Here is a 16,995-nt window from a genome sequence, read left to right as displayed (position 1 = left end):
GGCTACTGCGGTCCTAAAACACCAAGTGCAATTTAATCAATAAAGGGACGTCCTTATAATGAGGACGTCCCTTTAAGTTTGTAATATTTTTATAGTACTTTAAATACTATCTTCAAAAGTCCAACGCAATTCGGTTTTATAATCGCCCGCTGTTGGTATTGTATCTCCGATATAAAGTAGGATACCGTCATCCCTATTCCAACCAATCGAAGAAATATTATCTTGATCAAATTTTTTAATTAGAATATCACTATCGGATAAATTAGTATAACTACCATTTTGGTAATAACGTAACGTCATTCCATTTCCTAAAGGTGCAGATTGAGATACTAAAACCTTCATGGCTTTCTTATCTCTTCTTTGATCACTAATATTAACCGTATTATTAGGCAGATTGTCATCATCTTGACGGTGATATACTTTATTCCTTTCGGAATATTCTATTGTCCCAAAGTTAATATCATTGACTTCCGCATTAAATTTATCATTTACATAATTTATTGTTTGCTTATCCGCATTTCTTTGATAAATTGATCCTCCATAGTCATTGCCATAATAGTAAGGCACTGATTCAAATTTTTCAGCATCGGTTATACCTGAAACGGTTGTGTCCACTTTTATCGTATGTGATTGCGCGCGCTCATCAAAATCTATCCCATTGATAATGATGTATGATTCTTTATCATCTGATTTATCGTACACAGTATAATCATCTGAACTTAATTTTTTTCCATCTAATTCTACATTATTTACAGTTGTCCCTTTATGAATGGGAACAACATAACTTCCATTGGCCAAAATTGAATATTCATTATTGTTTTTCAAATTAAATTCGTATGAAATGTTGTCATTGTTAGTTACTTTATTCAAAGTATCAGAAGTATTGCTTCCATCATCATAGGTATTATTTACAATCTTGCTAGAAATCGACACATCAGGATTATTTTTTACCGTTAACGTTGCTTTATTAGTCGTTAAACTGTCTGTCTGGATGAATCCCAACAAAGAGACTGTTATTTGAGCCTGATACTGTGTACCGTTATCATCCATCGTTGTCTTAGGAACAGTATAATCAACAAAATCTTTATAATTACTACTATTACTTGTCGCCACAGTAGTCTTATTTCCATCTTTGTCATATTTATACCATTTAATTTGAATACTTCCGCTAGTATTGGAGTTAGTACCATCAATACTACCATGCATACTGAAAGTTGCAGGTTGACCAACGTCAACAGTTTGATCATCAAGACCACCGCCAACTCTAACATCAGTATAACCGACCGTTGTTGATCCATCAGGATTTTGCATTTTAGCAGTTACCCTTACTGTACCGACAGCTCCGCTCTTAGCAACTAATTTATTTGTTGTTCCACCATTTTCAACATCTTGTGCAAAGCTAGCTAGCTCAGGTTTATCTACTGAGTAAGTGATCTTACCTGTTGCATCCGATGGTGTGGGGTATGCATGAATAAATGTATAATTCTGTGATAAATCTGAATCTGATTCATTATATATATAATTATTGTCAGCGCTTACTTTGAGACTAGTAGCGTTCACCGAATCTTTAACATGGACTGCTGTTACTCTGGAATAAATATGTGTCTTCAAATAGGGCGTAAGTAAAGTGTAGTATTGCGTATCAAGTTGGTACCACGTTGTTCCAGAACTCTTAGGAGTAATCGGAAAATTCATACGGTGACCACCATCAGCTTCAGAAACACTGCTCCAATTTTCACCATAATCCGTTGATTTAAACCACCTGTAATGAGGCGAATCAGCAGGACCCGTGAGGACTGTCCAAATAGACCTACTAGCTGAAGTATGTACCACAATTGATTGTCCTACTTGAGTGTAATAGTCAGTTTCCGGCTGTAAAGAGTATCCATTACTAAACCAAATACCCAAGAACACAATTGGATCTGAGGTTGGCGTCGCATATGGTTTTACAGTCTGGTCATCGGCCCTAACGGTTATTGAATCATTCCTTATATTAATAACTAAACAAGATAGTGTTACCAATAATAAAACTAAACAAAGTTTAACTCTGCTAAATTTTCTTATCATTATATTCCCTTCCTAATTTGGCCATTAATATAATATAATAATTTTTTATATTCTTAAAATAAAATGAATTATTTTGTATTTGATTTTTTATATAATAATTAGCAATATTAAGTAATATTATTGCATATAGGTAATAAATAAGCCCAATAACTCATCTCTGAATTATTAGGTCTATTTATTAGTTATTTTTACTAATAAAAAAATATATATTTTTTTATTCTTCAACTGTTAATTCATGCAATGTTTTTCCTGATGGTGACTTCATCTGCAACCAACTATTAGTTCCAGCAAAATAGAGAAACGTCCCTACTTCATTAACACTTCGTAAAATAATATCCTTTGTCAAAACGCTATCCTCTATCTCATCTTGATGTTCCTGGCGCAAACGTAATCCAAACCTACCAGCAAATCCAACAACACCCGATTTGGTCAACGGAGGTGTCCCTACCAAGATAGCACCTGCTTTGACTAAAAATTGATTCCGTTTTTGCCAATAAACTGTTGCCTTACTACCTTGATAATCAATTTCAAAAGGTACGTCTGCTAGTGATGCCATAAACTTGTGACGAGGTTTCCCCTTCTTAACCGGAGTTGTCCGCAATCCGAAAGCAGACAAGATCGGTAAAACTTCTTGCCAATATTCTTCGTACAATTTCTGTGATGCTTGTGAGATCTTCATCTTATAGTCAACGTTAATTTTATAACCTGACTGAACCATTCTTTCAGTTAAGAAATAAAAGAAATCTGTAACGATAAAGTTTTCCGGTACCACGACCTCAATATAGCTAGTTGCCGTCTCGGTATTGTCTAGATCTCCGATTCCTAATCCAATAATTTCCCGATTTTGCATTATTAAAAAAATAGACTCTTTACTGTATTCCTTGGGTTTTTGAAAATAGTAATTGATCGATCCCAAGTCCTTTAAATCAATGGTTACTTTTTGATCTGAATAATTTCCTATGAAATCTGACATGACAGATCCTCCACAATTTATTAACATTCAATAAACGAATTCTACCACAATATTATTCCTCTGAATAATATGTTACAATCAACATATGTTAAAAATAACATATAAAAGGAGAGAAAATGACAAAAATAAAAATAATTGCTCCAGATTTATTGGAAGAATCGCAAAAAATTCTAAAATTACTCAGTAATCCAACCAGAATCCAAATGTTAAACGTCCTAGAGCAACAAGAAATGAATGTTAGTGAACTGGTCGAACTATTAGGCGTTGAACAATCCGTCATCTCTCATCAGTTGGCACTTCTCAAGAACTACCAGTTAGTCAGTTCGCATCGAGTTGGTAAAGCTAATTATTACCAATTAGATGACCCCCATATTTTAGACGTTATCAATGAGACGCTAGAACATGCTGATCACGTTATGCGAGGTAAAAAACATGGTGAATAATATGAATGACGTTAAAAAGAGTCTGCAAATAGAATATCTTTCTACTATTTGGATGGCCTTTGAATTTATTGTTGGATTCTATTCTGGAATCAAAGCTGGTTCAATTCTCTTAATTGCTTTCGGTTTAGATAGTTTTTTAGAAATTATTTCTGGCAGTACTTTAATTTGGCGCTTGAAAAAAGAATTCAATAACGCACCTATTGAACAGATTAAAAGTGCCGAGAAGAAGTCCTCTCTGATTGTCGGTAGCGTGTTATTGCTGCTGTCAATTTATGTCATATCTGTATCAATTTTTAATCTGGTCACACACCAAACTGCCGATACTAGTATTTCTGGTATTTCGATTGCTATTGCCTCAGTTTTACTAATGCCTTTCTTCACTTTCAAGAAACGTTCACTAGGTAAAAAAATTAATTCTGACGCCTTAATCGAGGATGGAATGTGTAATATTACTTGTGCATATATGGCCGGAACTGTACTTCTAGGTGCTGTTCTAACAGCTCTCTTCAATTTATGGTGGGTCGATTCCATTGCCGCATTAGTATTAGTTTATTTTATTGCTAGCGAAGGTCTGGAATCATTTAAAAATGGACTAAACTAATATTAAATTCAAAAATTTGTGATTTTGGTTTACCTCTCATAAGATTTTACAACTCATATAAATTATAAATATAGACGATAAATTAAAATAATTAGTCAAAATATTAATTAATTATTTTAAATATAGTACTATAATGATTGTAAATACCAGTAAATTTTGGGAGGGGTTTATTATGAAAAAATTTGAATCTATTAGATATTATTTGATGTTTTTTATTATAACTTTTTTCATCATATTATTGCTCCCTATTACAAATGTTCGTGCTGCCGATCCTGACACTCAAACAAGTTACGATAAAGATATTACTTGGAATTCGGGTACATCTTCAATAAATTCATATCAGGAATTGGAAATTGCCCCTGGTATTAGTCTGGGATATGCCTTTGGTTTGACTCAAGATACAAATGGTAAGGTAAAATCCATGTCTGATGATACTATTGCAAAGCCCACGACCTTTAGCGGGGGTAATATTTATGGATCAAAAATCAATGTTTTTCTAAATGATAGTGGAAATTATATTAACTCAATCTTTCAAGGCTCCCATGACAGTACTGATTCATCAATTAATAAACAACAGGTTTCATTCACTTCTCCAGACTTTATAGTTTTACCCACTAATACAAATTTTGGCCTCAGTGGTGTAAATGCTAGTAAATATGCTCTTCTAGGTGGTACCTCTAATACTCCATACATGCAAAACAAGAAGTTCTATATTGGAAAAGACTCTAATGGACACGCTGCTTATAAAATTGTTGGTGACTTCATAAGAGGATCTGGAACCGGTAATGATGTTTTCGATTTGAAAGCAGAAATTGTTCTACGAGCTTCACCAACTAATTCTGCTATCGTCCAAAGAGAGCTGTTCTTATCCAATAATTCAAGCAAAACACAATCATTCCAAATTCTATATGGTGAAGATACTAAATTAGCAGATAATGATCGTGTCTTAGTAAAAGATTTGGGAAATTCTAACGGTCTGTATATTGAAAACGGCACTTATAAATTAATGGTTACCAACGAAATGCCAGACGGGTTTAAGTACTATGCTGGTCAAACGTTTAGTACTAACATGAATTGGATCAGTGGCTTTGATTCTAAAACTGGTGCTGGGGCTGAATCAAAGGGTTACAAATATGGAGATGCAATCGCCGGATCCACATCTCTCGCCGACTCCAGTTACACTTTAAAGTGGGATCCAACAACTTTGAATCCCGGTGAGACAGCACATTTTGGCTCAACAATGGGTGTTACCGCTAATCCTTATGCCTTACCGGTTGTAAGTAAAACTTACACTAACCAAACAAATACTAGTGGCACCAACAATATTGGTGACAATTTAAAATTTTCTCTAAAAGTTCGTAACAATGGATATGGAAGTTCATGGACTTACGAAGAACTTAAAGATACTATACCTGATGGTTTACAAATCGATCCTACTAGCATTGTTTTAACATATAATGATGGATCAAGTGTTCATATTAATGCTAGTGACTATAATGCTTCAACTAAAACTCTGACCATTCCACCAACATTGTCACTAAGCGATGGTCAAGAAGCTACCATTTCATATAACGCCAGTATCACTCGGGATGGTAGTGGAAAAACTCTCACCAATACGGCTTACTTTACTGGACACGATACTAAAACCTCCAGTAAAACTTATGATGCTTCAGTAGATATTCCTGTTAAGAAATCAAGCTTTAATTTCTCATTTAAAAAGTATGTTAAAAATGTTACTAATGGTGAAACCGGATTTTCAGAAAGTACAGATGCAAAAGTTGGTGATATTGTTGATTTTTACATGATTTATCAAGTTACTTCTGACAGTACAGACACTCTAAACGCTGGGACTAAATTAACTGATGATCTTCCTAATGGATTAGTCTTAGACGGGAAGGTTCACGTTAAAGGTCCCGAGGACACTACACCATATGAATCTAACCAAATAAATACTGGTATCAATGCTGTAAAACCTGGACAAACTGTCACCTTGGAGTTCAATGCTAAAGTTACTTCCGCGGCAGTTGGCCAAGTAACTAATGTTGCTACCGTTTCTGGTGGTGTAAGTTCCTCAAACGAAGTAATTGGTGATATGGTTTCTAACGGTGCTTCCGTCAATGTTCAAAAGAGTGATGCCTTTGTTGAAGTTCCTAGCCTTATAGATTTCGGCTCAACTAATATTTATGGTAAAAAAATGATTCTCAATAATGTAACTACTAAGGGAGAATTGATTGTTACACATCCTGATAGCAACAGTTTTAACGTTAATGTTTCGTATGACAATAATAATTCCAAGACTCAAATGAAAAATTACAATAATGATACTTTGCAAGCAGATGACTCAGGCTTATTATTCATTAGACAAAGAACCAACAAGTATACTGATACCGGTACTTGGCAGCCTCTCACCGCTAGTGGTGTATCAATTCAAACAGATACATTTCCAGGTAGTCAGGATAATTTGAATCTATCTGATTATGTTGGTGTGAATGATTGGCAAATTCATTTAGCTCCTGGAACTGCAGCTGGTGACTACACCGGTACATTATCGTGGAATCTAGTCGAATCAGTTTAAGGTAATCTGAAGAAAGTTTAAGTTTCCTTAAGAAAAATGTCACTTATGAAATAATTTGTTATTCTTATGAAGTAGGAATTAGTTGTTTTTAGTAAAAAAAGGACATTCACAAATTGTGAATGTCCTTTTTGCTTTAGATGGCCTTTGATAAGACCCAATCCTTAACATCACCATGACTCAAGTTAACTTTCTTAACTGAGCGTACGGCAAAATTATTCTTTTTATAAAATTTAACGTTCTTCTGTGTGTTGGTTTCCAAAATAATATTACGGTAACCAATCTTCTTCACGTAAGGGCTAATGTGATTGTTAAGCATCTTACTACCGATACCTTGACCACGTAGACTCTTATCTACAGCCAAGTACTCAACAGCACATTTCTTCTTACCTTTCACTAAGTCGAAAAGATCTTCAAACTTAAAGATATCGAATGCATTGAAACCATTGAATCCGCTCATAATAATCTGAGGTATCAACTTCAAACCATCCATTGAAAGATAGTCCCAGTTGCTTATCTGTCGACCTTGATTAAATTCAATTAGAGCAACTGCTCTAGGCTTTCCCTTTCCGTCAGCTCCAACATAAACCAAACCTTTTTTCATAAATACGTTAACTTCCAGTGCGAAGTATTTGCGTAACAACTTATCGAACTTAGCGCTAGATCTAAACTCTTGTTGGAACATGTTCTTAGTTGTAGTGTATTCTTTAAATGATTCTACTAGTAAATTTATTATCTGAGGCTTATCACTGTTCAAGCCACTTCGAAAATCCAAAATATGACCTCCTTATTAGTCATACCTAACATATTAATACCATCCATACGAAATGTCCATTTTTTACACCGTTTTAAATAAATTTATATGCCAAAAGTTATTTTTGTTATAAAAACGTAATAAAAAAGTTAACTCAAAGTATTAGACATTAATATACAATCATAGTAAGCTGTAAAGTAATGTGAGATTTCAAGTTCAAATCTAGCCGATATCTGAGTTAATTCTTAGAATATCGGCTTTCTTATCGTCAACTACTATCAGCAGATGGTAGTTTTTTTGAACTTAAAAATATTTATCATTAGGGGGGAAATATGGGAAAGAACAAAAAATCAATCTATATCCTTGTGGCTAGTAACTTTTTAATCTGTTTAGGAATCGGATTAGTTATTCCAGTCACACCATTTATCAAAAACGAATTTCACTATACTACATCACAGATGGGGGTCATGACGTCACTTTTTGCTTTTGCTCAATTTGTCGCCTCACCCATTGTTGGTAAAATGTCTGATAAGGTTGGACGTAAGCCCGTAATTGTTATTGGCCTGTTCACTTATGCCGTTTCGGAATTTATCTTTGCGGTCGCAACCAGTCTACCTATCTTTAACATTTCGCGTGTTATCGGTGGTTTAGCGGCTGCAATGGTTGTACCTACTTCAATGGCTTTAGGTTCAGATCTAACAACTCTAAAAGAGCGTGCCAAAGTTATTGGTTGGCTTTCTGCTGCCTTTAGTGGTGGCTTGATTCTAGGACCTGGACTTGGTGGGATCCTAGCTGGTATCACATATAAGACACCATTTTACTTTGCCGGAGCGCTTGGAATCATCAGTGCTATATTCACTTTATTCCTATTAAAAGAAAACAAAGAAGTTCTCGAAGAAGAAGCACTAGAGGCCGAAAAGAAAGCTCAAGAAAAGGGTTCTATCAAATCAATTCTGACTTTGCCAATGGTTATGCTATTCGGAATGATTCTTGTTTCATCATTTGGACTACAAGGTTTTGAAAGTATCTATAGTATCTATGTTAATCAAGTGTTCAATTTTGGTTTAAATACAATTGCTTTAGTATTAACTTTAAACGGTATTATTTCTTTGATTTTACAAGTTGCAGCGTTCAACTGGATCATCAATAAAATTGGAGAAATGCGTTTAATCAGTATCGCATTCTTACTGAGTGCTGTCTGTGTCTTCTGGATCACACGAGCACATTCACACATCGAAGTTATTGTAGCAACTTTGATCATCTTCTCATCATTTGATTTATTGAGACCTGCAATTACGACCCTTTTAACTAAGTCAAGTCGTTCTAATCAAGGTCTTATCAATGGTATGAATATGTCGCTAACTAGTATCGGAAATGTTATCGGACCTTTGATGTCTGGAGCATTAATGGATTGGAATACTCATTATCCATACTTAGTTGTAACTGCGATTTTAGCTGCATCATATCTACTAACCTTTATTGTTAGAAAACATCCACTTGTTCAAGCGGAGTAAAAAAATCCTGACCAATTAAATTGATCAGGATTTTTTACTATTTATTTCTTCTTTTGACAAAAAATAATACGATCAATTGGCACAGACAAACAAAGATGAAGAAACCACCTAGGACTGCTAATGAAACCATTCTTATTTGTGGACTTTGGACAGCGCCCGCTCCATCAATTTTTCTATTTAAAAGATAAATCGTACCGATAGCAAATAGTATCAACCACGTAAAATTTACTCCCCACCAAATTTTCATGTTTATCCCCTTTTCCAAAACATTTGATATTCAACTTCATTAGTCGATTCATCCATATCCTCACGAACTATTACAAATTCATTTTGTGAGTAAAACTTTTTGGCTCGAATATTCTTAGCATATACGTCTAATGATAAATCTGAATATTTTTGTTTCAAATAATCTAGTAATTTCTTACCTACGCCATGATCTCGATATTCTTTTTGAACAAATATTCCAGCTAGATAATTTTCCTGTAAACCAGCAAATCCCTGTATTTTGCCATTCTCAACAAACACATATATATCGGCTTTTCCAAATTGCTCTCGTACAACGTTTAAATTATTAATCCAATAGTCTTTGTCAATGAAAGCATGTGCTTCTAAGTTTCCTTGTAACCAAATATTACTCACTGTTTCAATTTCTTCTGGTCGCATTTCTCGAATCATATTTGCCATTTTCCCCTGAATTTGCTATTATTTATAGAAATAATTATACACCGCCGGGTGTCAACTAAAAAAGTACTCTTATAAATTCCATTAGGCCATAGAAGGAATTTATAGGGGTACTTTATTTTTTTGGGAGGAAAATATTATGAATTGGATCTATTTAATTGTCGCAGGAATTTTTGAAGTTGTTTGGTCAACTACTATGAAACTAAGTCATGGTTTCACCAAAATCAGCTTTACCATTTACACGATTGTTGGGCTATTTCTCAGCATGTTCTTTTTAGCGATTGCTGTTAAGAGAATGCCTATGAGTTTGGCCTACCCGATTTGGACTGGTATCGGAGCTGTCGGATCAGTCATCATCGGTGTCGTTCTCTTTGGAGATAAATTATCACCGTTAACTTGGGTTTTCGTAGCTCTTCTCTTGATCAGTATTATCGGAATTAAAATTTCATCTGGAAGCTAGGATTTACTTCTTCGGTAAAGTAAATAAGTATAGTATCCACCAACTATCAGGAGTAAAACAGGTACTATCCAGATGGTTCTCAAATACAACCATTTTTGAAGTAACGCTGACATCACTGCTCCCGCAGCAAAGCCGATAACTAGTTGGAAATAGATCACCGCTGTCGTTACATCACTCTTACGTCCATGATAGAAATATTCAACAAAAGAAATAACTGCTTTTTTTAGATTACCGGTTGAAAAGACGTTATTGTAACCCATACCTTCAATTTGGCTGAAAGCTACGTTCTGCATTGCCATAACAAATGCCAAGGCCGGAACAATATAAATATTGGAGACCGTTTTAGGTAAGAATCCAACAATCAGACAAACTATGAATTCAGCAATCAAACTGACCAAACGCCAATAATGACTACGATTATTTTTATGTTTCATTATTTCTACGGCTACAATTCCTAAAACAAAGAATAGCATCGTAAAAACCTTAGTCATTATTCCTGGTAAATTTTGTCGGGCAATATCTACACTGAGGAAAACAATATTTCCAGTTTGGCCCGCAGCCAAAACTCGACCTCGTTGTACGTATGTGTATGCATCAATGAAACCACCGATAAAAGTTAAACCAATGGCTATTTCTCTTAATTGAAATAATTTAAAACTTTGAAATCTTTTCATTTGTATCCTTCTTTTTTAACAGATACAATTCTATCAAAAAATTGGATGATTTACTTATTACCTCTCTTTTATTTGCTGACAGCGTTGTCATTATGGTATATGCTGTAACTAATCAAGAGAGGATGCGATATTATGTTGTTACCAAAAGATGTACAAGAAGAAATCAATCATTACAATGAAGAAAGTTTCCAATTGCTTCACGATAATCCATGGCTGATTCCAGCAATCTTAGGTTGCATGACATTACCCGCAGCTGTTTGTATCCATGGGTTCTGGAAGAACCAACAAATAAAGAAACAATTAAAAATTGAACGTGAGAAAACTAGACAATTAGGTTTACAAAATAAACATACTCACTTACTTTCACGTCATCTATAGAAGTGGCACCCATTTTGGGTGGCACTTTTTTTATGTTTCAACTATGATGGAATATATCATCAATAAGGGGAAAATTATGTTAAAAAAGAGATTTATTGCACTATTACTTTTTCTTACAGTCCTATTAGGATTACCTATTTCACTAACTAATGTAGCAGCGGCCGCAGCACCCAAAGCTAAAAATCTTACCTCTGTGACACAAAGTGTGAATCACGCTTCGCCTGAAACACCAATCATTTTTTCACATCGTGGCAGTCCCTATAATAATCCAGATCATTCCTTTAGTGGTTACAATCGTGCTATTAAGGATGGTACTCAATACATTGAGCAAGACGTTTGGCTCAGCAAGGATAATAAATTATACGTTTCTCACGATGATAATTTGAAAAAATCGACTGGTTCTAACGTCACTATTTCTGAATCCACATCTGCCAAACTGGACAAAGTTAAATTACGCAATGGTGAAAAATTACATCAGTTGAAAGATGTCTTTAATCGTTATGGTAAACGAGTCCATTACATAATTGAAACTAAAAAGAACGCTGGCGACAATACTGACACTGAAAAAGCTCTTGCTAAAGAAATCAAAAAGTACAATATGAAGAATAATTTAATTATGCAAGATGAAAGTATTCCTGGTATCAAAGCATTTCATAAGTCTTTAAAGAATGTCCCAATCTTATGGTTGTTAGATTCTGTAACTGAACGTCAGTACAGTGAAGAGATCGATAATGCACCTCGCTACATCAAATTTATCTCTATTCGTTTGGAACAGTGGACACCTAAATTGATTAAACTAGCTCATAAGAATGGCTTCAAAACTAATGGCTGGATCATCGATACTTATAATGATAATTACACTGCCCTTAATACTCTAAAATTAGATAGTGTCTTTACTAATAACACCAAAGAGACTTCTCATCTAATTGATAAATGGAAGTAGTAGTATGCCGAATCAAGAAATTTTTTTAAAAAATATTTGTTACACTCCACTAGTTTTCGAACGTTTCAATAAAAAATTAAAGCTGGATTTATCAGAATCAGAAATCAAACAATTAGTTAACCAAATCATCAGTGCCGACAACACGACTTTCCAAAAGTCTGGAAAAAATTATTACTTGCGTCATGAAAAAATAGAATTAGTGATTAACTCTTTTAACTATCGTTTAATCACTGCTAACCGTTTATAAACAAAAAGCTGAAATCATTATGATTTCAGCTTTTTAATTTGTTTCCTTTACCATTCTTGGCAAAATTGAGAAGATAACTAATCCTACTAAGAATAAGGCACTCAACGAAGCAGCACCGATAGTTGATTTACCTGTTAATTGTGTAACGATAGCTACAATAAATGGTCCCATAACTGCTGAGAATTTACCTAAAATATTATAGAATCCATAAAATTCACTACCTGACTCTTTAGGAATAATTTTTCCAAAGTAAGATCTGCTCAAGGCTTGTAAACCACCCTGACTAGTACCTACTAAAATAGCTAAAACCCAGAAATCTAAGCTAGATTTTAGGTTTAGTGCGTACAGACAGATCAAAAGATAAACTACAATTCCTAATAAAATACCTTTTCTAGTCGAAGTTTTATCAGCAAACCATCCAAATAGGATCGAAAATGGTACAGCTATTAATTGCACAACCAGCATAACAATCATCAATTCTGAAGTTTTTATGCCGATATCCATCCCAATGGCTGTTGCCATCGTAAAGATTGTATCAACACCATCAATATAAAAGAAATACGCTACTAAGAACCACGCAACTTGTTTATATTGTTTAATATGTTTAATAGTTTGGAATACTCTTTTGAAACTGCCCTTTAAAGGTGAAGTTGTCGATTTAACAGAATATTTTTGAGTGACGTTCTTTTGTAGTGGTAAATAAAATACCAACCACCAAATGGCTGCTATTACAAAACTCCAACGAGCAATTCCGGTTCCATCCAACATCCCAAAGCCACTGGTTAATTCCAAAACAAGGAACAGAATAAAGGCGATAACTCCACCTAGATAACCATAGGCATACCCGTAAGTTGATATTTTATTCATTTGTTTATCGTCAGCCACATCAGTCAAAAAGCTATCGTAAAAAAGATTACTTACTGAGTAACCAATCGCTGACAAGACATAGACTAACAACAATAGTCGCCATTGCGATGCGGGAACAAAAACTAATCCTAATGTTGTCACTATTCCTAACCAACAAAACATACTCAATAAACGTTTCTTAAAGTGAGGATAATCAGCTAACGCACCCAGAAACGGAGCCAATAATGATACTAATAGCGTACTGAAACTATTAGCATATCCCCAATAAGCAGTAGAACTAGCGGCCGAAACATTATTTGCTGAAGCCATTGATTTGAAATACACTGGCAAAACAGCTGTCGTTACGATTATTCCGTAAGCAGAATTGGCCCAGTCATACATGATCCAGCTCCACTGTTCTTTGTTGATTTTTAAATTGACACTTCTTTTATTTTTTAAAGAAATCATCAATTATTACCCCCATCCATTTGCGCAAAGAAAATAAATTTTTATAACGCGAAGGAATTATAGCATGGGAAAAGCTTCTCTAGATATACAAAACAATAACTCTCTATCTTGGATTTTAGACTGGTAATACAGGTTTTTAGGGCCTAATCATTATTTATAAATATCGGTTGCACACAAAAACAAGCAGTAACTCGAAATGAGTCACTGCTTGTTTTTTATTTAATAGTGAATTGAGAGAAAATCTCTGCAATTTATTGCTCTCTTATTTTTCGATTCCTTTACCAACATACATGTCTTCAAGGATTTGTTTCAATTCAGAAATTAAAGGTTCTTTAGGATTTGTGAATGAGAATTGATCTCCGAATGCTGCTTCTGATAATGAATCAACATTTTCATCAAATTCCTTCTTATTAATGTAGTTATCTTTAAGGCTTAACTTAATGCCGAGTCCATGAGCAAGATCAACAATCTTTTGAACTAAGGCATCTTTCAAAGCTCTATCATCTTTACCTGACAAACCGATGTATCTAGCAATAGATGCATAATCTGAATCAGCTCTGAAACTTTCGTACTTAGGCCACATAGTGATCTTTGTTGGTTGTTCGAAGTTATAATTGATTACTTGTGGTAAGGCAATGATTGAAGCCAATCCGTGTCTGATGCCATAAACATTTGTTAAAGCATCTGTGATTGAATGACCGACACCAGCAAAGGCATTACCGAATGACATACCTGCAAGTGTTGACGCATTGTGCATTTCTTCTTGAGCATCCTTGTCACCACTAGCAGCTTTTTCTAGATTGTCAAAGACTAACTTAATAGCTTGTAATGCATATGGTCTTGTGTAATCTGAAGCCATATTGGCAACATAAGATTCAATGGCATTGTTCAAAACATCCATACCAGATTCAGCGATGATGTCTTTTGGCATTGTTTCAACAAATTGTGAATCAATGATAGCAACATCAGGTGTCAATGCATAATCAGCGATTGGGTACTTTGTACCTGTTTCTGTATCGATAATTGAACTAAATGGTGTAACTTCGGCACCAGTTCCATATGTTGTTGGAATAGCAACGAATTGTGCTTTCTCAGGCTTAGGGAACTTGTAGGCACGTTTTCTGATATCAATGAAGCCTTGTTTTGCACCAAAGAGATCAACATCGGGATGTTCATAGAACAACCACATGTCTTTGGCTGTATCCATTGTTGTACCACCACCTAATGCAATAATTGTATCAGGCTTGAATAAATTCATTTGAGTAACACCACGTTTTACAACATCTGTTGTTACGATGTTATCAACGTCTGAGAACATTGAATATTCAACGTGGAACTTGCTGCGTTTCAATTCATCGGTAATAGTATCAACGAAACCAAGTTGAACCATGACAGGATCACAAACGATAAAGGCTCTCTTCATACCTTCAAGATCTTCTAGATAACGAACTGAAGTCTTTTCATAGTAAACTCTTGGTTGTTTAATCCATTGCATATTATTTCTCCGTTTTGCGATTGTCTTAATATTAAGCAAATCAAATGAAGATACGTTATGAGAAATAGAATTCTTCCCCCATGAACCAGTACCAAGAGTAAGTGATGGGATCATTTCATTGTAAAGATTACCAATACCACCAATAGCAGCAGGTGTATTTACTAAGACACGACTAGCTTTCATCTTAATACCAAATTCAGTAGCTAAGTCCTCATCCATTGTGTGAATACCGACTGTGTGGCCTAAACCACCAAAGTGTAATAGCTCATCAGCCTTTTCAAAGCCTTCCTTGTGTCCAGCAACTTTATAAACTGAAAGAACAGGTGATAGTTTTTCAGCTGAAAGTGGTTCGTCAGGACCAACCTTTGAAAGTTCAACACCAAGTACTTTAGTATCATCAGGAACTTTGATACCGGCTAATTTAGCGATAGCAACAGCTGACTTACCGGCAATAGGACCTTTAACTCCACCTTCTGGTCTAAACATTGCGTCAGCTAATTTCTTGTAATCTGACTTCTTAATGAAGAAAATCTTATTCTTTTCAAATAGTGATTTTACTTCGTCATAAATATCGGCATCAACGATGGCACTGTTTTCAGAAGCACAAACCATACCATTATCAAAAGTCTTTGATAGAACAATATCGTTAACAGCACGTTTGATGTTAGCAGTCTTTTCAATATATGCAGGGCCATTACCAGGACCAACACCTAAAGCAGGTTTACCAGTTGAATAAGCGGCTTTAACCATACCAGGACCACCAGTAGCTAATACACTAGCAACACCTTCGTTATTCATTAAGTAAGAAGTAGCTTCAATACTTGGCTTTTCGATCCATTGAATGACACCTTCTGGGGCACCAGCATCAATGGCAGCTTTTAACATAACTTTAGCGGCGGCAACAGAACAATTTTGAGCTTGGGGATGGAAACCAAAGATAATCGGATTACGAGTCTTCATAGCAATCAATGACTTGAACATTGCAGTTGAAGTTGGATTAGTAACAGGAGTAACACCTGCTAAAACGCCAAGTGGTTCAGCGACTTTGATCAAACGGTGTTCCTTATCATCTTCGATAATACCAACGGTCTTATCACGTTTGATTGAGTGCCAAATTTCTTCTGTAGCGTACATATTTTTAATAACTTTATCTTCAACCATTCCACGGCCAGTTTCTTTATAAGCTAACTTAGCTAATTCAAAACTAGCGTTTAATCCAGCGATGGCCATTTGGTGAACAATATGATCAACTTGCTTTTGAGTAAAACCATCCATAATATCCAAAGCCTTATGAGCTTTAGCAACCATGGCATCAATACCAGGTTTTACATCTTCTTTTTCATCTGATTTTGTAGAAACTTTTGTATCTTTGGAACCTTTCAACATCTGATTACCTCCAAGATTTAAAAATTCATATTTGTTAACTAATTCACGTTTTATCTTATCACTGTACAATCAATGTTCAAGCCATTTTGTTTAAAAACTCTAAGTAAACGTTTCCACGTTGATATATCAACACCTAAACAATTATCTCTACAAAAAAATTAATTTCACATCACTTTTTAATTGTGAATATTTCTTCACAATCTCATCATAATGCCTGTCTCATGTTGCTTTTTGATTCACAAAAAAAGAGCTGAAATCGGATTCAGCTCTTACTTGTGAAACTTTTTATCTTTCTTAATGAGATGTTTTGTCGTTTGATGTTAGATTTTATTTGTTTCCGATATAGATTGATTATAGGCATCAACCTCCCTTTTAGATGGGAATTTCGTTTAGGTTAGTTACTTTTGAATACATTTTGTATTGTGAAGGTTTTTGAGGTTTGTTTAAAATAATTTCTCGTTCCACATAAAATTATTTTTTCTATTCTCAATAG

Annotated in this window: 16 protein-coding genes; 8 read left to right on the top strand and 8 right to left on the bottom strand. The window is 34.7% G+C overall.

Features of this window, described 5'->3' with window-relative positions:
• Positions 1-99: 99 nt before the first annotated feature.
• Positions 100-2,067 (bottom strand): hypothetical protein, encoded by a 1,968-nt coding sequence (locus tag U8526_RS12585; RefSeq protein WP_334342293.1) that lies wholly within the window; start codon positions 2,065-2,067, stop codon positions 100-102.
• A gap of 214 nt (positions 2,068-2,281) precedes the next feature.
• A complete protein-coding gene (locus tag U8526_RS12580) occupies positions 2,282-3,040 on the bottom strand; it encodes a hypothetical protein (RefSeq protein WP_334342292.1) in 759 nt (252 codons plus the stop codon).
• Between the two features lie 116 nt (positions 3,041-3,156).
• Between U8526_RS12580 and U8526_RS12575 the strand changes: the two genes are divergently transcribed.
• The 3 genes from U8526_RS12575 to U8526_RS12565 all read left to right on the top strand — a co-directional run bounded on the left by U8526_RS12575 (position 3,157) and on the right by U8526_RS12565 (position 6,659).
• Positions 3,157-3,483, top strand: a complete 327-nt coding sequence (locus U8526_RS12575; protein ID WP_334342291.1) for an ArsR/SmtB family transcription factor — start codon at positions 3,157-3,159, stop codon at positions 3,481-3,483.
• Positions 3,473-4,084 (top strand): cation transporter, encoded by a 612-nt coding sequence (locus tag U8526_RS12570; RefSeq protein WP_334342290.1) that lies wholly within the window; start codon positions 3,473-3,475, stop codon positions 4,082-4,084. Before U8526_RS12575 ends, U8526_RS12570 begins: the two co-directional genes overlap by 11 nt.
• Before the next feature lie 172 nt (positions 4,085-4,256).
• Positions 4,257-6,659 (top strand): isopeptide-forming domain-containing fimbrial protein, encoded by a 2,403-nt coding sequence (locus U8526_RS12565; RefSeq protein WP_334342289.1) that lies wholly within the window; start codon positions 4,257-4,259, stop codon positions 6,657-6,659.
• 133 nt (positions 6,660-6,792) lie between these two features.
• Here U8526_RS12565 and U8526_RS12560 read toward each other — a convergent pair whose 3' ends face one another.
• On the bottom strand, positions 6,793-7,431 hold the full coding sequence (locus U8526_RS12560; protein ID WP_334342288.1) for a GNAT family N-acetyltransferase: 639 nt from the start codon (positions 7,429-7,431) through the stop codon (positions 6,793-6,795).
• A 311-nt stretch (positions 7,432-7,742) separates the two neighbouring features.
• Between U8526_RS12560 and U8526_RS12555 the strand changes: the two genes are divergently transcribed.
• Positions 7,743-8,924 carry an MFS transporter gene (locus U8526_RS12555; RefSeq protein ID WP_334342287.1) on the top strand — a complete coding sequence of 394 codons (1,182 nt, stop codon included), beginning with the start codon at positions 7,743-7,745 and terminating at the stop codon, positions 8,922-8,924.
• Positions 8,925-8,961: 37 nt separating this feature from the next.
• Here the strand turns inward: U8526_RS12555 and U8526_RS12550 are convergent, their stop codons facing one another.
• Positions 8,962-9,171, bottom strand: coding sequence for a DUF3923 family protein (locus U8526_RS12550; RefSeq protein ID WP_334342286.1), 210 nt, complete (start codon positions 9,169-9,171; stop codon positions 8,962-8,964).
• A 2-nt stretch (positions 9,172-9,173) separates the two neighbouring features.
• Positions 9,174-9,608: a GNAT family N-acetyltransferase gene (locus U8526_RS12545; protein WP_334342285.1), complete on the bottom strand. Its 435-nt coding sequence runs from the start codon at positions 9,606-9,608 to the stop codon at positions 9,174-9,176.
• A 136-nt stretch (positions 9,609-9,744) separates the two neighbouring features.
• On the opposite strand from U8526_RS12545, the gene U8526_RS12540 reads away from it, so the two are divergent.
• Positions 9,745-10,065 (top strand): DMT family transporter, encoded by a 321-nt coding sequence (locus U8526_RS12540; RefSeq protein ID WP_334342284.1) that lies wholly within the window; start codon positions 9,745-9,747, stop codon positions 10,063-10,065.
• Here U8526_RS12540 and U8526_RS12535 read toward each other — a convergent pair.
• A complete protein-coding gene (locus U8526_RS12535; protein ID WP_334342283.1) occupies positions 10,062-10,739 on the bottom strand; it encodes a YoaK family protein in 678 nt (225 codons plus the stop codon). The genes U8526_RS12540 and U8526_RS12535 overlap by 4 nt on opposite strands.
• Before the next feature lie 132 nt (positions 10,740-10,871).
• On the opposite strand from U8526_RS12535, the gene U8526_RS12530 reads away from it, so the two are divergent.
• From U8526_RS12530 to U8526_RS12520, 3 genes are all read left to right on the top strand, one after another.
• A complete protein-coding gene (locus U8526_RS12530; RefSeq protein WP_334342282.1) occupies positions 10,872-11,117 on the top strand; it encodes a transposase in 246 nt (81 codons plus the stop codon).
• A gap of 76 nt (positions 11,118-11,193) precedes the next feature.
• The gene (locus U8526_RS12525) at positions 11,194-12,060 is read left to right on the top strand and encodes a glycerophosphodiester phosphodiesterase (protein WP_334342281.1); all 867 of its coding nucleotides are present in this window, start codon (positions 11,194-11,196) and stop codon (positions 12,058-12,060) included.
• 4 nt (positions 12,061-12,064) lie between these two features.
• A complete protein-coding gene (locus U8526_RS12520) occupies positions 12,065-12,307 on the top strand; it encodes a DUF3781 domain-containing protein (protein ID WP_334342280.1) in 243 nt (80 codons plus the stop codon).
• A gap of 33 nt (positions 12,308-12,340) precedes the next feature.
• Here the strand turns inward: U8526_RS12520 and U8526_RS12515 are convergent, their stop codons facing one another.
• Together U8526_RS12515 and adhE are read right to left on the bottom strand one after the other, a co-directional pair.
• Complete coding sequence (locus U8526_RS12515; protein ID WP_334342279.1) at positions 12,341-13,621, bottom strand: MFS transporter; 1,281 nt, start codon at positions 13,619-13,621, stop codon at positions 12,341-12,343.
• 262 nt (positions 13,622-13,883) lie between these two features.
• Positions 13,884-16,502: a bifunctional acetaldehyde-CoA/alcohol dehydrogenase gene (adhE, locus tag U8526_RS12510; RefSeq protein WP_334342278.1), complete on the bottom strand. Its 2,619-nt coding sequence runs from the start codon at positions 16,500-16,502 to the stop codon at positions 13,884-13,886.
• Between the last annotated feature and the right edge of the window lie 493 nt (positions 16,503-16,995).

The organism is Companilactobacillus sp. HBUAS56275 (assembly GCF_036913655.1).
Taxonomy (GTDB): Bacteria; Bacillota; Bacilli; order Lactobacillales; family Lactobacillaceae; genus Companilactobacillus; species Companilactobacillus pullicola.
The sequence above is the reverse complement of the archived record's forward strand: the minus strand, read 5'-3'. Positions and strand labels throughout refer to the sequence as shown.